This window comes from Plebeiibacterium sediminum, assembly GCF_026013605.1.
GTDB lineage: Bacteria > Bacteroidota > Bacteroidia > Bacteroidales > Marinilabiliaceae > Saccharicrinis > Saccharicrinis sediminus.
This window is the reverse complement of sequence record NZ_JAPDPJ010000074.1, coordinates 1-23103: the sequence shown is the minus strand read 5'-3', so window position 1 is coordinate 23103 and position 23103 is coordinate 1. Positions and strand designations below refer to the sequence as shown.

Sequence of the window (23103 nt, the reverse complement as noted above, 5' to 3'; positions counted from 1 at the left end):
TAAAGGTATTCACGATTTTCAATTCTTGTCTTGATACAAGAAACGAAACAAAGAAGATCAAGGCTGCACCTGCTTCACTCATAAAACTACGATTCTTACGTCGAAAGCGCTGAACTCATCCTTTTGTGCCTCAAGGATTCAAACAGCACCGCTTTTATCGACTGCAGAAACTTGTTTTATGGTTCACCAGCTGATGCCATTTAGTCCACACTTACAGAAACCATAACTGTTTTAATTAAAAGAAATTTCCCTATGAAATAAGGACCAAGAGCGCAGGCCGGTTCAATTGGCCCGGGCAGGCGATTGGGAGACGCAGACGAATGCGGGTGATTATGGGATTGTGTGAAGGGAAAGATTCGTCAAGGATGAGGGAAGAAGGATAAATTGAACTAGCGTTTTTGGTTCTTTTTGGGCGATGCAAAAAGAATACCCGTCTGGTAAGACAATATTATGGGCTAAGTCACAGTTTGATATATTGTAAAAACAAAAAAAGGCTGCCCATATGGATCAGCCTCTCTCTTCTAATAATAGTTAAAACTCAATAATAATAAAACAAAGACTATTTCTTTAAAATCTTATAGCAATACTTTTGGTTATTGGATGAAACAATGAGCAAATACATTCCTTTGGTTGGTAATGCATCTGTATCAACAATATAATTGGTGCTACTAACTGTTTCTGTATAAATGCAGGTTCCGGTTAAATTGAAAATCTTAACGGTGTTTTCCTGGTTCGACAAGTCCACTAATTGGTAATCATTATCGTTATAAGATAATAAACGAGGTGCTTTGGTATTGCGATTATCAACTTTAGTGACTGTTGTAGGAAGAGGATCATCAACTATAGCGGCATCGTAGTAAAACCATTTTTTATAAATATTAGCTGTTTGAGCAACTCCGTTAACCAGTTTCAAACGGTAATCAAAGTGTTTCTTTCTGGTTTCTTCACCTTCGTAAATATAGTCGGTGTTGGTAATTACTGCAATCACCACATTGTTGGCAGGTAAGGTTTCTAACTTAATACCACATTCACCTGCTGACACAGGTTTGCCATATACCGGATTACCATTTGTATCTCTGTAAACCAACTGACAAGTCATGTTTTGATCTAAAGGCATAAAGTCTACTAAAACCGTTTCGCCAACCGACATGCCACTTACATTTAAAGGAATTTGATTGGCTCCGGACCATCCCGGAGTAGTTCTGTACTCAGGCGTTAATATCTGGGTAGAAGGATCTAATGTTGTTTTAGCATATGGAGTTGCAATCCATGATTCACAATCAATCCATTTAGGTTCATATTCTGCAGTTATGGTGGTACCGGAGAATGAATTTAAAATACTCTTTAAAGCGCCTGTCCATTCTTTCATATCAAGTAGTGCCTGTTTGGCTCTGTACTCCATAATCAATTTACGCACCTGCTTTTCTCCAATTCCAGAACCAATAGCGTCAAGAACTCTGCCAGTACTATTTTGCCATATCCATTTAATACTTCCATCGCCTAAGGTTTGTGCCAAAAATGTAGGGAAGGAGTTGCCGTATTGATTACCTCCTAATAGATTACGCCAGGTACAAAGACTTGTTCCGCTTTCATCTGTTTGGTAAACACCCTCAATAGCCGGACCGCCAAAACTACCATCCTGCAACCAGCCTCTGTAACACTCAATAGGCATAAAAGGAGCCAGGTAAGTGGTGGAGTTTAAATATCCTGTAGAACTGTATTCACCTGTTCTTTGAGCCTCCATAGTTTGTTGAAGCCAGGTATTGGCTGCTTCGTGAAACCATGATGCACTGGTACAGCCCGGCATGCTTACAAACAGAGCATGAATTCCCTCATGTACCATGTTATACATTTGAGTGTTTTTATCCCATACAGCATAAGGGCAGTCAGGATCAAAACTGTAAACAGGATAATACGATGCCAAAATCATAGGCCATGATTGTCCGTTGTACCAGGTAGAACCCATCCAGCCACCAGTAGCTGTGTTATCAGCATTGTCGGTACATAAGCCAGAGCCATAAAGGTACACTGCACTGCGATAACCATTTCTGTTTCTGCGGTCTGCAGGCCATCCCATTTCATTTCTCAGGTAAGCAAAGTCGGTATTTAACCTGTCGAGCATAGGATATACAGCAGCATCCGTTATTTCTTCTCTTTTATTGGGTCCGTAAACAAAAGACCACCAACGATCCGAAATGGTTCCTTCAATATTATTGCAATCAGGTAAATCCTGTGTTGGCATAGCTAAATTGGCTATCTCTTCGCTAAAATCCTGGTTAATGGTTGGATTATATGCTGGCCATTCCCATGCTGTACGTTGTTCTTGATCAGAACCTGTAAACACCCAGATGCCTTCTGATAAACTATAAGATCCATTGGTATCATTAGCACGAACTTTTAAAAAGCATAGTTTGCTTTCAGGTAAGTTAGAAATGGTAGCAGTAGTGTTTGTTGTTGAAGCAACTACTTCATTATCCAGTATAATATCGTAACCAGCTATTCCCACATTATCTGTTGCAGCATTGTATTCAATAGTTATACTGCTATTATTGATACTCACCACAGCAGGTTTTCCTGGTGCCGATGGAGGTGTTAAATCAACTGGTTCTGCATACACCTGAAATTCAATGATACCTGTTGATTGCGTGTTGTTCATCATCTGAACCCTGATTTTGTTGGTGGAAATACCATTTAGACTGACTTCGTTGTATTGATTGATAACCGTGGGAACAGGGAATTGAGTTGTTGACCAGTCGCCGTTTTCGAAATACTCAATATAGGCTACATCAGGAAGTCTTAGGCCATCGTTATCATCAGCCCAATATATTTTAACGGAGTTGATGGTGCATTCAACCGGCCATTCGTATTGAACCCAATTATATGCTCCAGGACTGGGCCAGTTACCGTATCGACCGTGAGATACATCGCTGGACATAGTAGGTTCAAAACCGTCATTAACTGCAGCCAGCGATTCCCAATCAGAAACTTTGGAGGTGGTAACATCAGCAAGTGGAGCAATGTTTTCTTCTGCCTTGATTTGTGTAAAGCTCAGGATGAGGCATATTATGGACAGAGTCCAGTATTTATTTAATGGTGTAGTATTTTTTATCATAAGATTTGAGATTAATAGTTCATTAAAACCATATGTTTATTGATATTGTTTTGTGCAACCCCGATGGGTGTGTTTGTAGTTTATTATTCAATAAATAAATGTTTTTCATCTTTAGAATGGTCTCACTCGGCCTCAGCCAGTGAACCAAAAAACAAGGTGAATTTGACGGTTAAAAATCGTTTTTGTCTGAACGCAGTGAGTTTAAACGATTTCAGTCAAGTTGCCGTAGATTTTTGAGTGAGCTGGGTGCAGCCTTGACCTTTTTTGCTTCTGTTTTTTGTGTTAAGACAAAAATGAAGTCGGGTCTGGACGAAGCGCCAGTGTTATCTCAATACTATATAGGCTTACTGAATTATAGATTACATGATAATAGCAAAAAATGTCGCATTATAAATACAACTCCAGTGGAGTTGTACCTAATCAAATCTGTTTGTTTTTTCAATATTAATTTAATGCTATAACCTACATATTTATCCTATCATCATATGGGAAGAGACCACCCCGTTGGGTAGTCTCTGATGTATATGTATTGTTAGTAGCTATTCGTAAGGAGCAGCATCTAACTGTGGAGCTTTGCGTAATTCACTTCTAGGAATTGGCATCCAGTAATTTTGAGGTGCATAAAACTTGCGTGTTTCTACAGGCTCATCTTTAACGGTATAGGTTTTTGATCCATCGCTGAATTTTTTAATCACAATACCAGTAATCGGTTGACTGTAGATTTCTTCAGCTGTTTTCCAGCGGCGAATATCAAACCATCTTTGTCCTTCAAAAAGTAGTTCAATAAGGCGTTCTTGTTCATACTCCGCTCTTAAATCATTTCCTTCTGCAGGTGGCATTAATGCTCTTTCTCTAACCTTGTTGATATAGCTTAGAGCTAATGTTTCGTTATCAGCACCACCTAATTCAATTAAACATTCGGCATAGTTTAAATAAACTTCCGATAAACGCATGTATATCCATGGAGAAGGGTTGGAGATAGAGGCAAAACAATCGAAGTTTGGATCAAGGAATTTTTTCATGGCATAACCAGTACGTGTACCAGTATTAGGTTTTACCTCTATTCCGTCTTTACCAGGATTAGTATCTTCATCGCCGGCAATATAAAACTCTATTTCGCGGTTGTCTTCGCCGTACCCCCACATTTCACCATCCACGAAAATGTCTGCCTTCAAACGAATATCTCTGTTATCCCAAGGGTATTCATCTTCGCTTTCCTGAACGTAATCAGTACCATCACTATTCTGGAATCTTGAAACTACATTGTGTGTTGGCTGAAGCGTTCCCCAGCTTAAAAAGCCATTTCCAGGACCAACAGGAGGCTGATGTAAGAAGGTATTGTTAGAACCTACAACCCATTTTTTATCATACAATTTTTGGAAAATTGTTTCCGGGTTATGCTCATCATAGAACAATGCAGCATACTCATCGCTGTTATTAACTGGTTGCAGAGAGTATTGATTTAAATCGATAACAGCTTTATTTGCGTCTGCAGCTGCTTGCCATTTGGCACGATCAGGATAATTTTCGTCGTATAAAGGACTGGCTGCAAAAAGAAGCGTTCTTCCTTTAAGCATTAAAGCTGCTCCTTTGGTAGCTCTACCTAAATCGTTGGCATCATCATACTCTACAGGTAGGTTTGCTGCTGCAATATCGCAGTCTGCCACAATAAAAGCAGTAACTTCTTCAATAGAAGCCCTTGTTTCAGTGAACTCCTCAGTATCTAAAGGATATACTTTGTCGATTAAAGGAACGCGGCCAAACAAGCTGTATAACTGAAAATAGAAGTATCCTCTTAAGAAATGTCCCTGGCCAATAAGCTCTTTTTTCCATTCCTCATCACCAGGATTTGGTGTTGGAACATCTTCAATTTTTTCAAGAAATAAGTTTACATTCTTAATACACTTGTAAAAATAGTTCCATGGATTCCACATGTCATCTTCCCAACCAAAACCAGAGTTATCAGGAGAGATATAACCTTGTCGTACATTTTCAGTTCCGTAGGTGTGTAATTGAAATACTTCCTCCGACAAGCTTGACCATCGTGAGCCTTTGTCTCCATCGCATTTTATTTCTATATATGAAGTATTGATATAGGCTTCGGCAAGAGCCAGATCGTTCCAAACAGCAGCATCAGTAAATGTATCCACCGGATCAACATCCAGAATTTCATCTTTACATGAAGCGAAGTTTATAAATAGTATCAGGGCTAACCCGTATATGATATATTTTTTCATTTCTTTTTGTTTTTTAGGTCAGATGGAATTCGCCATAATAGCCATTTTCCTGTGTGAGAAGAGTTTGACTTCGTTAATTATTACGATTCTTATGGCTCATTTCATCTGGTTATATTTTTATGATTAAAATGTAAGGTTAATCCCTGCAGTAATCATCCTTTGTAAAGGATAAGCTGTTAATCCATTAGCTTGTGCATTCACTGAGTTCACAGATATTTCAGGGTCAAACACTTTAATTTTATCAATGGTAAATAAGTTTGTTCCATTCACAAAAATTCGAGCTTTCTCTAGGCCGATTTTGTCCATAATTGTTTCAGGAAGTGTATAACCTAGCTCAACAGATTTCAAACGAAGGAAACTGGCATCGCGCATCCACCATGTAGAAGCTCTTCCGTTAAAGTCATCACCATAGGTTTCTTTAATAAATGCTCTTGGCCATTTAGCACTTGCATTTTGTTCTGCTGTGTTTGTATCGCTCCATCTTTCAGTATAAAAATCAGTCATCATGTTCATGGTTGGCTGAACAAGGATTTTAGCTTTAGCCTGTCCCTGGAAGAATACATTTAAATCAATACCCTTATAGCTTCCGTTTAAGGTAAGTCCATATACAATTTTAGGTGTAGCTGACTCATTTACACGAATGGCATCAGCGTAAGTAATGTTTCCATCATCGTTGGTATCGCGATAAATTAAATCACCAGGTTTAGCACCCTGAATATGTACACTATTGTCAATTTCTTCCTGAGTTTGATAAATCCCTAAAGCATCGTACAACACCATAGCATCAATAGGATGTCCGGTTGCTCTTTGCCATGCAGGAGTACTGGCAGCTTCATCAATGTAAACCATTTCATTTTCGGCATAGGTAAAGTTTCCTGTAACATTCCAGTTAAAATCACCACGACTACCTTTGTAACCTGCAATAACTTCAATGCCGCTGTTTTTTACTTTGCCAATGTTTTCTGCCGGAAGAACCAACCCTGCATAACTAGGAATAGAAGCATTTCGAGTACGTAGAATATCACTTCTGTTAGATACAAAGTAGTCAAAGTCTAAATTGAATTTTCCATCAAGGAACTGTGCTGACACTCCAATGTTTGTTGTTTTAGCAGTTTCCCAGGTAATATCAGGATTGGCAGTTACTTTTTCCAGTAATCCTTTTTGTAAGCTTTCACCAAATAAAACACCGCTGGCAGGATGGTCATCTCTTGATATAAAACCATAGCTGGATAAGAACTGGAATGGATCCACATTATCGTTACCCATCATTCCCCATGAACCTTTTAATTTTAAGAAGTTAACGATAGTTTTAATTGAACCGAAGAAAGATTCTTCAGAGATAACCCATCCTCCAGAAAATGCAGGGAAAAGTCCCCATCGTTTATCCTTGGGAAAGTTCATAGAACCATCGTAACGTAAAGAAAATTCAGCCAGGTATTTATCGTTGTAGCTGTAGTTAATTCTTCCAAAGTAGTTTTGTCGAGAACTAACTGCTGCATAACCACCAGTTCCCCAATCTTCAGGATCATCGCTACCAGCAAATATTTCCATGATGGCAGTAGAAAGATAATTTGTACGTGAAGCAGATACGTTGTTGTAGTTGTATTTAAACTGCTCGTAGGCTGCAAAAGCATCAATTTTATGTGCTCCAAAAGTTCTCTTGTAACCCAAGCGTGCATTAACAGTGGTTCTGTCTGAGTTATCTGCCCATGAATTTAACGAAATAGCCCCTGTTGCTGAACGCATGCTGTTGTATTCGCCTGTAGCCATATCGTATTGATATAAATCGTAAGGATGACTGATGTCTCTGCCATTGTTAAAAGAATAGTCAAGCGCCGCATAAGCTTCTGCATAAAAACCTTCTGTAATAAAATCCAAATCAACATGAAGACTAGGTTTCAGGTTTAAGATGTTGTATTTCTTTTCAGAAGTTCCCGGATTATCAGTTACCATAATGGCAGCATTACTAATTACGTTTTCGTAACCCACGCTTGGTAATCCATTAGGGAAATAAGCAGTAGCCAACGGTTTTGTAGTTAGGAAATAGCCAAATAAATAATCAGTAGAATAAATACCTCTTTTTCTTCTTTCCTGACGACCAAGGATGTTCATGCTAAACTTGATTCTCTTGCTTAATTGCGCATCCAGGTTTGTTACAAACTGGTATTGAGAATAATCCTGTGGACTGTTTTTGTAGATGGCATCCTGCCACATATATTGAGCAGAAGTATAGAACTGAACCTTATCGCTACCACCACTAAAAGATACACTATGCTGTGTTTTTGCAGCCCATGTTTTAGCCACTTCGTCCCACCAGTCTGTACTTGGGTAATTTACCTGATCAGAACCATCTTTGTACTTCTGAAGAATTTCATCAGAATAAGTTGGCGTGCTGATACCATGACCACGATCGTATTCGTTGATGTAAGTAGCATACTGGTATGAATTCAGCATTTCAGGGATTCGGGTAGGTTGAGAGATAGTGTAATCACCATTATAATTTACCGTTACCTTACCCGCTTTTCCTTTCTTAGTGGTGACCAAAATAACACCATTTGCAGCTCTTGCACCATAAATAGCAGCAGAAGCATCCTTAAGAACTGAAATAGATTCAATATCATCCGGATTCAAACGAGAGAAACTACGGTCGGCAATTCCATCAACAATAATTAAAGGATCAGTATTTCCGGTTGTACCTTTACCACGGATAAAAATAGTAGCATTATCCTCACCCGGTTCACCAGAGCGAACGTTTGCAATTACACCGGCAGTTTTACCGGCAAGCGTATTGGTAAGGTTAGCTGTTGATATCTTTTTAATATCCTCACCACTTACCTGAGATATGGATCCTGTTACAGTTGCCTTTTTTTGTGCACCATAACCAACCACAACAACCTCGTCTAATCCGGTAGTGTTTTCTTTTAAGGTAACCTGAAAACTACGTTGTGTGCCAACCTTCATTTCCTGATTTACAAAACCGATATAACTGAATTCTAAGATTGCATTTTCTGAAGAAACAGTAAGTGTAAATTCTCCGTTTACATCAGTAATACTTCCTGTAGTAGTTCCTTTTTCAAGGATGTTTACTCCAATGAGTAATTCTCCTTTTACATCTTTAACAGTCCCTTTTACGGTAACTTTGTCTTGCTGAACAAAACTATTTCCAGCTGCATAAACTTCTATAAAAGGACTGGCAAAAGCAAGAAGCATACACAAGAGTATACTTAATGCGCCTGGTGATTTTATTTGTGGGATTTTTATTCTCTTATTCATTTGTTTATTTTTTTAATGATTTTGAAAGAGTTTATGATACTTTAATTTAAAGAGAATGAATAAGTCTCTTTATAGGTTTGATTAAACCAACTTTCATAAACATTACAATCAATATAAATTTCACCGGTAACTGTATTGAAATAAGAATTGTTATCAGATACAGCGTTTGTTCCTCCATTAAAGTCCAGTAACTCAAGGAAGGTATAGATCTCAATTTTCTTGCAGTTTTCTTTTCCTGGCATATCCTCTTCGGTTACTGAGAATAGCACAGAATAATAACCACCATCAGCTCCAAAAACATATTGAGCATTGGCTATAACAGCATCCCATGCAGGATCACCAGCTCGCTGACATTTTGATGCTGGCATAATTTCATTTACTACATTACGGCCACGACCTTGGTCAATGATATTAACATTGTAGACGCCTTCTAATGATTTTGTGATGGCAATATAAATGGTATTGGTACCTTCCATATTTCCCATTTCAAAATCTGCATCATTCAATACAAAAGGAATCAGGTACTGAACATTATTGTCAATCGCTACTCCTGATAAATCAATGCTGTAAGGTATGTCAGCCGATTTTGTACCGGAAGCCATTTTACTGTTTGTTATACTGATTGCACCTTCAGGAAGTGTTTGATAGCTTTTACTATTAGCAGAATTAAAGGCAGCAATTAAAGTAGGATCATAACTAAAATTAACGGATAAATCGCTGCTAACAATTGTATTTGTGGTTACGTTTAACGATCCGTTGTAAGTATTTATTCCGGATGCAATTCTAAACACTTCAGTTTCGCTGGCATCAGTAATAGAAATTTTTAAATCGGAGATGTTGATCACGTAATAAATAGCCTCGTTCTGTTGTATGATGCAATCCGGATTTGAAGATTGTAAACGACAAGGCAAAATGTAAGTTTGTGTTTCAGATAATCCCAAAGCATTTATTTCTCCATCAATACTTACTGTATTTTCATCAGCATTATACTGAGTGGCATTTACAGTATAATTTTCCGCAGGTAATAAAGTGTAATCATCAGAAGCTGCCAATGGATCAGTTTCATCAACAATCAATGAAATTGTTGTAGGATCGATGTTATTAAAATTCAACACCCCTTCAATAGAGTATGTTTCTTTTATCTCACTGTCTTTAGTAAAGGCCAGCGAAACAGGAGTTTGATCAGCAACTGTAACAGTGGAAGAAAGCATGTTAACGTGAAGTAAGATGTAATTGTCTTCCTCAACGACATCCACACCTTTGGTTTCGTTAGTAGTTGCCTTAAGCGGAATTACATACTTTGATGCTTCCTCAATAGATCCTGCCATATCAAAGATCTTGTTTGATTCAATTTCCACATCAAAATCAACACTGTTTGATTTTACATCAAAAGTAACACTGGAAGGCGCAGAATAATAATCTGAAGTGAGCAGCTTATAATCTGTTCCGTTAGTCGTGTTGTAATCATTAAGAACAGTTGGGTCCTCTGCCAGACTCATGGTCAGTTCTCTTGAAATACCATATACTCTCTTATAATTGATGGAGTAGTTTTCCGAGTTATTAAGAGAAACCAATTCTACCTGCTGGTAGCCCGGAGATTTAAATCCCGGATTGATTTCAATTAAAGGAATCGGATTCATTAAATCACTATTGCATGCTGATAGCAAACTAATAGCAAAAAGTAGATAATAAATTTTCGATTTCATATTTGATTCGTTTAACAAAATTATATGAACGAAGGAAGGAGAAATGGCCTTTTTTGTAGGTAATATATGTTCGTAATAATTATGTTATTGTTCAAATGAGCTTATTCAGATGTTCTTTTGTGTGATGTTAGTTGTCATTAAAACAGGTAGTTGTGTTTTGTATGGAGTGGATGAGAGGGTAAACATGTTTATACAATTGTTTTTTTATTTGGTTTAAACATATGTGTTTCTTCAACATTAAATGTTGAAATAATTACGGGGTGATTTACCAAAAAATTCCTTAAAGCATTTGGCAAAATATTGCGGACTGGAAAATCCGGTTTCATAAGCTGCTTCCGAAATATTACATTTTCCACTTGAAATCATTTTTACGGCTTCCTTCAATCGCACCGATCTGATAAATTCAGTAGATGAGCATCCTACCAGTTTCTTTAGTTTGGTATGCAAAAGGGTTCTGCTCACACTCATTTCATGAATTAAAAACGACACATCCATATCCGGACTATTCAGGTTATCTTTAATAATCTGAATCAATTTTTCTAAAAACACTTTATCTGCTTCAGATATCACCACTTCTTCCACAGTCATGTTATCATCCGTTTTATATTTCTCAATAATATTTTGACGGGTTTTTAGTATGTTTTTGATGTTTTGATCGAGCAATTCAGGGTAAAAAGGCTTTTCAATATAATAGTCAGCTCCGGTTCTTAAACCTTCCAGCTTGTTTTCAACACCGCTTTTTGATGTTAATAGAATAACAGGAATATGAGAATATTGCAAGTCTTTTTTTATGGTGCTGGTAAAAGTAATTCCATCCATTTCCGGCATCATAATATCACTAATAATCAATTCAGGCGTAATGGTTTCTAACTTTTCGAGTGCTTTTTTCCCATTAAAGGCAATGGAAATGCGGAATTCTTCCTCAAGTGATTCCTTTAAAAAGTCAATAAGTTCTATGTTATCTTCAACAATTAAAATATGTGGTTTATTGGTAGAGATGTCAGTTTCAATCTGATCATTCTTTCTGTTTTCTGGAGTAATGGTTATGTCATTACCCGAATGTATAAACTGTTCTGGACTTTGTTCCAATTCTGTATTAGAATAATAGGAACTGTCGACAGGGATTTTTACCGTAAATACGGTGGCTTCATTTAATTTACTTTCAACTTCAATGCTACCATGATGCAATTCCACCAGACTCTTAACATAAGCCAACCCAATACCAGAACCCTGATTGGATTCATTACCGGATTGAAAATATCGGTTAAAAACTTTATTGATATTATCAGGATGGATGCCTTTGCCCGTGTTTTTTACTTTGATAAGCAGGTAGGATTCAGCTTCTTTATTATTTTCTTGGTGTATTTTTGCAGATAAGCTAATTGTTCCGTTGCTGTCAGTGAATTTGAATGCATTGGATAACAGGTTAAAAACAATCTTATCGATCTTATCTAAATCCACATAGGTATTTGTGTCAATATCCGTAGTGGCACTAAATTCAATATTTTTAGATTCGGCTAAAAGATGAAATGAACTAGAAATCTCATCGAAAAAAGAAGAGAGGTTATGCTCTGTTACCTTCAATTTTTCTTTTCCACTTTCTATCTTACGAAAATCCAGAAGCTGGGTAATCAGTTTGTAAAGTCGCTTGGCACTGCGGTCAACACTATTAAGGTCTTTCCTGACAACAGGTGTAAGCTGATGCTTGAGCAGTACTTTATTAACAATGCCCAGAATAAGCATTAAAGGTGTTTTTAATTCGTGCGAAATATTGGTAAAAAACTCCAGCTTAAAATCATTAATTTCCTCATTGTGCAACCTCTGTTGTCTTTCAAGTGCTATCTGGGCTTTTGATTGTTGCATTTTAATACTGATACTATTGATCAGTAAAAAAACAGCAATGATAATCATGGCATATATCATAAAAGCCACAGGAGTAAGCCAAACAGGCGGATTGATATGGATCTTAATTTCTTTTACTGCACTTTCGTTTTCCCATGCATCATTGGAGGCCTTTACAATAAAGGTATAATCACCCGGGTCAAGGTTGGTGTAAGTTGCAGAATTCTTATTGCCCACATAGTTAAAATCTGCGTCGAAACCTTTGAGTTTATAGGCATAAGAAACAGAGCCTTTATTGGTATAATCCAATGAAGTATACTTAAGAGTGATTACATTCTGGTTATGATCCAGCTCAATGATCGGAGCTGCTGTAATAGTAGAATGTATTGGCTTTTCCTTTCCCGGAGAAATATGTTTGTTAAATAACATGAGTTCGGTTAATTGAACAGATGTAGGTTCTATGTAAGTGGTAATGTCCGGGTTTATGGATATCATACCATCGTTTCCTCCAAAATAAATAATCCCTTTGGAGTCTTTAAACGATGCCCTGAAATTAAATTGGTTAAACGGTATTCCAGAATTGGAATCGTAGTGGATGGTCGTATTATTTTCAGGTGTAAAGTTTAGCAGACCGTGGTTGGTGCTCACCCAGATTGATTTGTTATCAGCTTCTTCAATAGCAAATATCCTGTTGGCAGGGAAACCATTTTTTTTATTGTAGTAGGTTAATTCGTTCAGCGAATCATCGTAATGAATCAAACCTCTGTTATTGGTGGTAATCCATATTCTTTCTTTGCTGTCAATAAATATTTGTCCGAAGGTGTGCTCCTTGGATAATTTTGGATACTGTGTTAACTCTTGAGATTTTGTGTCATATGAAAAAATGGCATCATAGGAACATATCCAAAGCACATCATTTTTCCATGCAAATGAAACGAAAATATGATTTTTAAGTTTCTCATTTTGAATTCGAACAAACTCTTTTGTGTTGATATTATATGTTGAAATACCCTGATCGGTTCCAATATAAACAAGGTTATCTTTTTTTGTAAGAGCATATATAAAATTGGATCCCAGTTGCCATTCGGTATTAACCTTGATGCATTTAATGTTATTGGTTTTTGTATTTAAAACATTGATTCCTCCTGAATAGGTTGCTATCCATAGTTCGTGTTCGTTTACCATTAAAAGATCGTGTACATTATCATACGATAGGTTATTTGCAGGCAGCGACTCCGTAACTTTTATAATAGAACCGTTGCTTTTGATAAGTTTATTAACCCCCATATCTTCTGTGCCTATCCAAATGTTTTGATCCTGGTCTTCGAGAAAACAACTTACCACTTTGCCACCTAAATGCGTTTTAGCTGTACCTGATTTCCAGTGCGTAAATTTTGAAGGTTTGTCGTTCCATAAATTAATACCTCCAAAGTAGGTGCCCAGCCAAATATTACCATTGCTATCGGCCATGGCATTATAAATAGGATTGGTATTCAGTCCCTCCGGATTGCTGCGGTCGTATTTAAAAGTTTTAAACTCATCCGTATCTTCATTGTAAATGCTCAATCCGTTTTCTGTTCCTATCCAAACCCTGTTCGTTTTATCAAAAGCAATGCAATGCACCATATTATGTGGAAGCTTTTTAGACGAGTCGGTGGAGAAGATTTCCTTTTTACCGGTGGCGTAATTAATTTTCATGAGACCAATGGAATAGATGCCAATCCAAATGTTGTTATGCGCATCAATTTTAATGAAATTAATGTCTTTGTGGTTGATGTTATCGGTGTCCAGTGCACTGGTTGATTTGGTGGTTTTATTATAAATCAATATTCGGTTAAGCGTTGTGTAGGTAACAATAATATCCGGACTGGCAGCCAGTTTTACATATTTTTCAAGGGGCGATTGCTGTTGTATTTCAGAAAATATGTCTGAATAAGAGATGTTTTCATCAGACAAATCTAAAGATCGAATGCTATTGTATTGAATAAACAGCGCATTGTGATCAGAAATACCGGATATACAATCTTTTTTAGAGTTATCATACAGGGGAATATAAGGTTTAAAGCACTCATTGTTATAATCAAAAAAGTAGTAAAAGTTTTGCATGGATTCCACCAGAATAAGGGAATCATTAATGCATGAAATCGATTGAGGCTCAATTTCAATATTGTTATTTAATACATCATAAGCCGGAAATTCAACAAAGTGATTGCCTTCAAAACGGGTAATGTTTTCGCGGGTAGCAACCCATATAAAACCATATTTATCTTCAATAATTCCTTTTACATACGATGAGGACAGTCCATCTTTATTGGTGTAATGAACAAATTTTGGAGGATAAATATTAGCTGAAGCCAGGATATGTATGAATGTTATAATAACAATGAAGATGATTCTCATAAATTCTGATTTTTTAAGGGGATTATTCTGCAATTCTAATCGATTGCTCACTAAATCTTTCAAAAGTAAAAAGCGATCAATTGATATGTTTGTGCGTTATGCAGAATGGTACAATTTTAATAATTGCTTTAGAAAATTCAAATGGTATACTTTCTAATTGTGCGTGTTAATATACAAAATTGCTGTTTTAACCTGCGTAGCTATTTATAGTGCAAAAATGAGTATGAATAGTGAGTAGCTTTAGTAAGTGTCATTACAATAGGTTTTTATGTTAGGATTTATACCGATGTTCAGGTATGGTATAAGAACAATAGTATAAGAAATAAACACATAAGTATTGGTTAAAGATGTGGTGTTTCAGTGTGAGTAGAATATATAGATGTAGGAGATAATCTCGTTTGAACTGAGTTACAATAATTGATTATTAAAACCACCTCCCCCTCGTTCCTCAGGGACTCCTCCTTTTGAAGGAGGAGAGTTTATGTACAGCTTGCTTAATTGTTACTCTTAAGAGAAATGTTTCTCATTACAAAACTCCCCAACTTTTCAAGGAGGGGTGGCAGATTTGAGGCAATTGAACCGGCCACCGCACTTAATCCATACTTCATAGATTAGAATTATACAATTAAAACACATCTTGCTTTTGTAAACAAAACTACGGGCTGAAGGCCCATAACATCACAATAAGGGGCATCGCCCCTTGTAATTGGCACGATAAACTATCAGGCTGAAGGCCTGAAATATATTATTAATGTATCAGATTTACAGCCAGCATTAGTAAGAAGGTAAGGCTTTTGTGTTGATGCCTTATGTGCAGCATTATCATTGCTGCTCTTAAGAGAAATGTTTCTTATTGCAAAACTCCCCAACTTTTCAAGGTGGCGTGGGAGATTTGAGGCAATTGAACAGACTTGCGCTCTTGGTCTATAAATCATAGATTAGAATTATACAATTATAACACATCTTGCTTTTGTAATCAAAGCTACGGGCTGAAGGCCCATAACAACACAACAAGGGGCATCGCCCCTTGTAATTGGCACCATAAATTATCAGGCTGAAGGCCTGAAATATATTATTAATGTATCAGATTTGAGGTACGATAATCTGACAGGGTGGTTTAGGATTTCTTCCTTCTTATGTCTCGGGTCTATAACATCATAAAATATCAGGCTGTAATTGTGAATTAGCAAAATGGTAAGTCTCTTGAGTAGATGCCTCAGACATCATTTCCTAAAAGAACCACCATTTTCTCTTTTTAGATCTGAAAATTTCATGATAAAATAAGGTGTTAATCTAAAACTCAATACTAACTCATAAAAATGTGTTGTTGATTGTAAAACCTGCTTCAGCAGTGGGATGCAGCACTTATACATATGTATAATAAATGCGTTTTTTCGATAATAATACATTTGTTTAAGTTTAATAAACATATGTATAATTCAATTTTCTTTATTGTTAGCTCCTTTGTACAAGAGTTTTTAAGCGGCATTCTTAAAAGCTAAAATAAAAGTAGGATTCGGCTTAAAATTTACCGGATACAAAAATACTTAAGGAGTAATTATCAATAAATATAGAATATCTGAATTATGAAAATAAGAATTTATACCATCTTATTATTTGGAATATGGCTTACGTATGGCTGTGTGCGTAATTCTAAAGATGAGGAGCATATACAACAAGTACCATTTACACAGGTGCACTTAAATGATTCGTTTTGGGCTCCTAAAATTGAGGTGAACAGAACCGTTTCAATACCCTCTGCATTTAAAAAGTCAGAAGAAACAGGGCGAATGGATAATTTTGCAGCTGCCGGAGGTTTAATAGAAAAAGAACACCAGGGAGATTTTCCTTTTGATGATACGGATGTATATAAAATACTGGAAGGTGCATCGTATGCATTGGCTGTGAAGCCGGATCCGGAATTGGACAGCTATCTGGATAGTTTAATTTATTTAATCAGTAAAGCACAGGAAGATGATGGTTATTTGTTTACTTGTATCACCAACAAGTGCGAACGTTTAAAAGGCTGGTATGGTAAAGGAAGATGGGATCAATTAAACAGTCATGAGCTATATAATTGCGGACATCTTTATGAGGCTGCAGTTGCGCATTATCTGGCTACCGGAAAAAAATCCTTACTTAATGTTGCCATAAAAAATGCTGATTTAGTTTATAAAGTATTCGGGCCAAATGAAGGACAAAAACATGTTCCTTCCGGTCACCCTATTATTGAAATGGCATTGGTGAAATTATATCATGCCACCGGAGATAAAAAGTACCTTGAGCTGGCGCATTATTTTATTGATGAAACAGGTAAAGGAACTGATGGTCACGAACTGAGTGAATATAGTCAGGATCATATGCCAATTGTGGATCAGGAAGAAGCTGTGGGACATGCTGTGCGCCTAGGTTATTTGTATTCAGGTGTAACAGATGTTGCCTCATTAATGCACGATGATGCGCTGATGACTGCCAGTAAAAGAGTTTGGGAAAACATTGTATCTAAGAAACTATATATCACAGGGGGTATTGGTCAGAGAGCTCAGGGAGAAGGATTTGGACCAAATTACGAGTTGAATAACATGACTTCGTATTGCGAAACCTGTGCAGCCATTTCAAATGTATACTGGAATTACCGATTGTTTTTGCACGATGGTAATTCTAAATATTACGATGTACTCGAACGCACCTTATATAATGGATTGATTTCAGGAGTTTCATTGAGTGGAGATCATTTCTTTTATGATAATCCTTTGGAATCAGATCATAATCACGATAGGGCACCTTGGTTTGGTTGTGCCTGTTGCCCGGGAAATATTACACGTTTTATGGCTTCAGTTCCGGGGTATGTTTACACCAAAACAAAAGATGCCTTATATGTGAATTTATATGCCGGAGGAAACGCATCTGTTGAGGTAGGTAATGATACATTAAAACTCGCTCAAAATACACTGTATCCATGGGGAGGAAATGTAAAACTAACCATACAAAGTGATGTAAAAAAGGTGCTGGAAATTAAATTACGTATTCCGGGATGGGTTAAGAATAAAGTAGTACCATCCGATTTATATCATTTTGTAACAGAAAAGGATTCTGCGATTACTTTAAAAGTTAATCAGGAGGTGGTTAATTATACTGAGGATAATGGATATGCTGTGATTGCGCGTAGTTGGAAAAAGGGTGACGAAATTGATATCCAGTTCCCAATGGAAACGCGAAGAGTAGTAGCCAATGAAAAAGTGATTTACGATAGAAACAAAGTAGCATTTCAAAGAGGACCCATTGTGTATTGTTTCGAAGATAAGGATAATAACAATGAGGGTGTTTTTGATAAATATGTGGAGAATGATGCAGCTATAACTACCGATTTTGAAGAAAACCTGTTGGGCGGGATTGTAACCTTAAGTATGGAGGGACATGTGAAATCAAAAGATAATGGAATTGATAAAACGGTAGCCTTAAAAGCCATACCATATTATGCATGGAATAACAGAGGTACGGCAAGTATGAAAATCTGGACTCCATCTGTTCCAGAAGCAGTGAAGTTAAAGAATACAAGTGATTTATCAGCAAACGCAATAGCAACATCCAGTACTGATTGGGCTCCGGGGTTAAACGATGGTTTTGATCCTGAAAATTCATCAGATATCGATAAATCGTATTTCTACTGGTGGTTAAAAGATGGTTCTGAGGAATGGGTTCAGTATGATTTTAATAAGCCTGTGACAGTTTCATCCTCTGATGTTTACTGGTTGCAGTTGGATCATTACGATGTCAATTACAGAATGCCGGAATCGTATAGCTTAAGCTATCAGACTAATGATGGAAAATGGATTGAGGTGAAAAATCATGAACCATACGAGTTAAAGCTAAATCAATATAACAAGGTTGATTTTGATCCTGTTAAAACTAAGGCAATTCGATTGACTGCAAAAATTCAGAAAGGTTATTCTGCAGGTATTTTAGAGTGGAAACTGAATTAATAAGCAGGATTGTATTCATAGCCTTTTTAAGTCAAAAATAAATATCCGCAGTATTAGATTTATATGTTAGGTAGGAGTATAGCACATGCAGTTCTTGTATGTGCTATACAAAAACCTTTTATCAAAGATTGATTTATTGATCATCATGAAGAAAAAAAGATTAGTAGTAATACTTATATTATCCCTCTTGTATGGAGGCTGTTGGTTAAAAGTAGTAGCTCAGGAAAGTAGTTGTGCTATTCCTGAAATTACTTCACCACCGGAACAATTGAACCTTGATCCCTTTTACACCAAATACCTTCAGGCAAATGGAATTCCCATTACAAGTTCGGATCAAGTTCCGGATGAAGCTTTAAAAAAAGCCTGGGAGATTATCTATTTTATGACCAATGATTTACCTGATAAAGTGCTTAAAAGTATGCAGGAGCATGGAGCAAGAGTTGGTGTTATGTCAATGCACGAAGGCACTACTGATATTCCGGAGCATGCCTTTTTAAAAAATGATACCGTTACCGATTGGAATAAAAGAGCAAGAGGATTGGGCGGAGATTTAGATATTCCCTTATCAACATGTGCTGAAGAAAACTTACTGTGCTATGCAAAGGATAAGTATCAGGCTGAGGATATTACCATTCATGAATTTGCACACAGCATTCATATAATAGGGATTGAACCCATTGTGAAAAACTTTAATAAAAAGCTCACAAAATTGCTGAATAAAGCAATGGCAAAGGGAAAATATGCCAATACATATGCCAGCACAAATATTTATGAATATTGGGCCGAAGGTGTTCAGAACTGGTTTAATGTTAATAAGGAAACAGAACAAGCTGATGGGGTACATAATTGGGTAAACACCAGAGAAGATTTGAAGAAGTATGATCCTGATTTTTACGATTTGCTTTCAAAGTATTTTTCTGACTTTCAATCATCTCCTTCATGTCATGCCAATGTAAATAAGTATAAACACGAAATAGAATCTACAAATCAGGAATAGGTCATTCTTTCATTTCTAAATCAGGATTGAAACTGTGTATGACATATTCCATATTGCAAATGGAAAAAATGAATCTTATGAAGTTACTGAGTTTATTAATAGTCGCAATGATTGTGGGCGGGATAACGGGAAACTGTCAGTCGCCAAACAAAAATAACTCCACTATTAAAGGTACGGAGTCGGAAGTAGTTCCCTTTAGGGCCATCACTTTTAATCTGGAAGATGTTAAACTGCTTGATGGCCCGTTTAAACATGCTACCGAGCTTGATGAAAAAGTACTTTTAGATTACGAACCAGATCGTTTTTTAGCCCGGTTTCGAATTGAATCAGGCTTGGAACCAAAGGCAGAACAGTATCACGGATGGGAAGATAAAACCATTGCCGGACATAGTTTGGGTCATTATTTAACTTCTTTATGTCTGATGTATAAAACAACAGGCGATAAGGTGTTTAAAGAAAGAGCCGATTACATTGTAAAAGAATTAGGCGTTTGTCAAAAAGCTAATGAGAATGGATATTTGGGAGCTTTTGAAAATGGAGAGAAGATTCTTGAAGGAGAAATTGCAAAAGGAGATATCCGTTCGTATGGTTTTACATTAAATGATCTTTGGGTTCCTTATTATACACAGCATAAGGTTTTAGATGGTTTGATTCATGCTTATAAACTTTGTGGTAATAAAGAGGCGCTTGATATTGCTGTAAAATTTACCGATTGGTTGTACCTGGTTGTTAAAGATCTGAATGATGAGCAGATTCAACGAATGTTGAACTGTGAGTATGGAGGTATTAATGATGTTCTGGCTGAATTATATGGTATCACAGGAAATCAAAAGTACTTGGATATGTCATGGATCTTCCATGATAAGGCGGTTGTTGTTCCCATTTCTGAGCATAAAGATATTTTAGCAGGAAAACATGCCAATACACAGATTCCTAAATTTGTTGGAACTGCCCGAAGATATGAGTTGACTGGTAATAAGAAGGATTATGAGGCTTCTGAGTTTTTCTGGGATCGTGTGGTACATCATCATTCTTATGTAACCGGAGGAAACTGTAACCATGAGTATTTCGGTCAGCCGGATTCTTTACGCGACAGGTTAAGTGATGGTACAACCGAGACTTGTAATGTTTACAATATGCTTAAACTTTCAAAGCATTTGTTTCAGTGGGAAGCCAAAGCTGAAGTAGCTGATTTTTATGAGAGAGCTTTGTTTAACCATATCCTATCATCTCAACATCCGGAAAATGGTAGAGTTATTTATAATCTATCTTTAGAAATGGGTGGATATAAAGTTTATCAGGATCCTCAATGGTTTACATGTTGTGTGGGTACAGGTATGGAAAATCATGCCAAATACGGAAAAAACATTTACTATCATAACGAAGAGGAGTTGTTTGTTTCTCAGTTTATAGCATCAGAACTAAACTGGGAAGAAAAAGGAATTAAGCTTACGCAGCAAACAAAATATCCTGAAGAGCAGGGAACAACATTAGTTTTAGATTGTGACAAGCCAGTTAATTTTACACTTAATGTTCGTTATCCGGGCTGGGCAGAGAGTGGTATTCAGATATTGGTAAATGGTAAAGCCATTAAAATAGATGAAAAACCTCAAAGCTTTATTGCTATCAATAGAAAATGGAAAGCTGGTGATGAGGTAAAAATTTCCATTCCTTTTAAATTGAGACTGGAATCAATGCCTGATGATGAAAACAGGGTTGCTGTAATGTACGGACCGCTTGTTTTGGCAGGTGACCTTGGTCCGGAAAATGATCCAAAGGCCAGCGATTTACTTTATGTTCCGGTTTTAATGACTTCGGAAAGAAATCCTGAAAAATGGTTGACTAAAGTTGAAGGAAAACCTAATACATTTAAATCAAATGGAATCGGCAGACCCAAAGATGTATTATTCCGACCATTTTATAATGTGCACGAACGTATCTATTCTGTTTACTTCGACCTGTTTACACAAGATCAATGGAGCCAGCAAAAAGCGGAGTATATGGCAAAGCAAGAGCAGCTTAAAAAGTTACAGCGCATGACCATTGATTACTGTAAACTTGGAGAAATGCAGCCGGAGCGAGATCATAACTTCAAAGAAGATAAATCGTGGGTTGAAGAATTAAAACATGTGAAGTACAGAGAGGCAGACAGGGGCGGATGGTTCTCCTTTGAAATGGGAACTTATGCAGGTCAACCAATGTCTTTAGTATTGGAATATTACGGCGGTTTACCTGGATCGCGAACTTTTGATATTTATGTAAACGATCATAAGCTGGCAACCGAAAATCTATCCAACGCAAATACTGGCGAATTCTTTAATAAAGAGTACGACCTGCCAGATGAATTAACAATTTCCGGAGGACAGATTACCGTTAAATTAGTTCCTAAGGATGGTCATAGAGCTGGCCCTGTATCAAGTGCCAGAATAATTAAAAGATAATAACCCACGTTCGGTTTAAATTTTAGAAAAATAGGATGGTTATGAATGGGATACTTGAAACATACAAAATAAAACATCATAAAGAAATTGATGGTCAGTCAATAAATGACATTGAGCTATTAAGCTGTCTTAACAACGATGAGTTAGCTTTGGTGGAGCAGAAGTGTCCCAGATCAAGATTTAAGAGGGGGGCAGTTTTATATTACGAAGGAATGCGTCATTCCGGGATATATTGTATTCTTAAGGGAGTTATTAATCTTTTTAAAATAGGTCCATTGGGTAAAGAGCAAATATTACGTTTTGGCCATAAAGGTGATGTAATTGCCTACAGATCTCTTTTTTCAAATGAAAAAGCATGTAGTTCTGCAAAGGTGATAGAAGATGCTATTGTATGTTATATTCCACATGATATTCTGATGCAATTGTTTGAAAGTAACTGGGAATTCAGGTTATGTATTATGAAAATGATGTGTAAAGAATTACGGGAGTCCAATTCATCGGTAGCCGAAACGGCTTTGAAATCAGTAAGAGAGAGAACGGCAGATATGTTGCTTCACTTACATGATGAGTTTGGCGAAAGTGACGATCATTATCTGAACATCAGGATTACAAGAGTACAATTGGCAAGCCGATTAGGAATTGCCACTGAATCTGTGATTCGTGAATTAACGTCCTTTAAAAAGGAGAATCTGATCAGTTGTAACGGTCGCCAAATTAAAATACTTAATCCCGACAGATTAAAATATATATCCGATTTTCAATTATATCAGCACTACAGACATGCTTAATTTGTGATTGTGCTTTATGATTTTTACTATTTAAGTTTTTAGGAAAATTAAGTTGGTGCTATTATTGATCTCAATATGTATTTGTTGAGATTTACTTAAGCCTGTAGATATTATTATTTACAGGCTTTTGTTGTTTTTCCTGAATTGACTTGGGCCTACAGCCCGCAATTATATTTACAGAAATCAGATCTGTTTTAAATGGTATATATCTATTTTATGAAGTATGGACCAAGTGCGTTGGCCGGTTCAATTGGCCCGGGCCGGCGATGGCGAGACGCAGGCGAATGCGGGTGATATTGGGATGTGTGAAGGGAAAAATTCGTC

At 36.8% G+C, this 23103-nt stretch carries 9 protein-coding genes; 4 read left to right on the top strand and 5 right to left on the bottom strand.

Annotated features, from left to right (window positions below):
- Positions 1–559: 559 nt before the first annotated feature.
- From OM075_RS21035 to OM075_RS21015, 5 genes are all read right to left on the bottom strand, one after another.
- Complete coding sequence (locus OM075_RS21035; RefSeq protein WP_301192525.1) at positions 560–3112, bottom strand: T9SS type A sorting domain-containing protein; 2553 nt, start codon at positions 3110–3112, stop codon at positions 560–562.
- A gap of 539 nt (positions 3113–3651) precedes the next feature.
- Positions 3652–5349 carry a RagB/SusD family nutrient uptake outer membrane protein gene (locus OM075_RS21030; protein ID WP_301192524.1) on the bottom strand — a complete coding sequence of 566 codons (1698 nt, stop codon included), beginning with the start codon at positions 5347–5349 and terminating at the stop codon, positions 3652–3654.
- A gap of 123 nt (positions 5350–5472) precedes the next feature.
- Positions 5473–8622 (bottom strand): SusC/RagA family TonB-linked outer membrane protein, encoded by a 3150-nt coding sequence (locus OM075_RS21025; protein ID WP_301192523.1) that lies wholly within the window; start codon positions 8620–8622, stop codon positions 5473–5475.
- 41 nt (positions 8623–8663) lie between these two features.
- Positions 8664–10328: a DUF1735 domain-containing protein gene (locus tag OM075_RS21020; protein ID WP_301192522.1), complete on the bottom strand. Its 1665-nt coding sequence runs from the start codon at positions 10326–10328 to the stop codon at positions 8664–8666.
- A 237-nt stretch (positions 10329–10565) separates the two neighbouring features.
- On the bottom strand, positions 10566–14570 hold the full coding sequence (locus OM075_RS21015) for a hybrid sensor histidine kinase/response regulator transcription factor (protein WP_301192521.1): 4005 nt from the start codon (positions 14568–14570) through the stop codon (positions 10566–10568).
- A gap of 1586 nt (positions 14571–16156) precedes the next feature.
- Here OM075_RS21015 and OM075_RS21010 point away from each other — a divergent pair.
- The 4 genes from OM075_RS21010 to OM075_RS20995 all read left to right on the top strand — a co-directional run bounded on the left by OM075_RS21010 (position 16157) and on the right by OM075_RS20995 (position 22779).
- The gene (locus tag OM075_RS21010) at positions 16157–18553 is read left to right on the top strand and encodes a glycoside hydrolase family 127 protein (protein WP_301192520.1); all 2397 of its coding nucleotides are present in this window, start codon (positions 16157–16159) and stop codon (positions 18551–18553) included.
- A 145-nt stretch (positions 18554–18698) separates the two neighbouring features.
- Entirely contained in the window at positions 18699–19550 is an 852-nt protein-coding gene (locus OM075_RS21005) for a M90 metallopeptidase family protein (RefSeq protein ID WP_301192519.1), read from the top strand.
- 77 nt (positions 19551–19627) lie between these two features.
- Positions 19628–21991, top strand: a complete 2364-nt coding sequence (locus tag OM075_RS21000; protein WP_301192518.1) for a glycoside hydrolase family 127 protein — start codon at positions 19628–19630, stop codon at positions 21989–21991.
- A gap of 41 nt (positions 21992–22032) precedes the next feature.
- Entirely contained in the window at positions 22033–22779 is a 747-nt protein-coding gene (locus tag OM075_RS20995; RefSeq protein ID WP_301192517.1) for a Crp/Fnr family transcriptional regulator, read from the top strand.
- The last annotated feature ends 324 nt before the right edge of the window (positions 22780–23103 follow it).

Bases quoted from the DNA above. Each gene is read 5' to 3' on its own strand.
- OM075_RS21020 (WP_301192522.1), bottom strand. From the start codon at position 10,328: ATGAAATCGAAAATTTATTATCTACTTTTTGCTATTAGTTTGCTATCA.
- OM075_RS21030 (WP_301192524.1), bottom strand. From the start codon at position 5,349: ATGAAAAAATATATCATATACGGGTTAGCCCTGATACTATTTATAAAC.
- OM075_RS21010 (WP_301192520.1), top strand. From the start codon at position 16,157: ATGAAAATAAGAATTTATACCATCTTATTATTTGGAATATGGCTTACG.
- OM075_RS21025 (WP_301192523.1), bottom strand. From the start codon at position 8,622: ATGAATAAGAGAATAAAAATCCCACAAATAAAATCACCAGGCGCATTA.
- OM075_RS21000 (WP_301192518.1), top strand. From the start codon at position 19,628: ATGAAGTTACTGAGTTTATTAATAGTCGCAATGATTGTGGGCGGGATA.
- OM075_RS21035 (WP_301192525.1), bottom strand. From the start codon at position 3,112: ATGATAAAAAATACTACACCATTAAATAAATACTGGACTCTGTCCATA.
- OM075_RS21005 (WP_301192519.1), top strand. From the start codon at position 18,699: ATGAAGAAAAAAAGATTAGTAGTAATACTTATATTATCCCTCTTGTAT.
- OM075_RS21015 (WP_301192521.1), bottom strand. From the start codon at position 14,570: ATGAGAATCATCTTCATTGTTATTATAACATTCATACATATCCTGGCT.
- OM075_RS20995 (WP_301192517.1), top strand. From the start codon at position 22,033: ATGAATGGGATACTTGAAACATACAAAATAAAACATCATAAAGAAATT.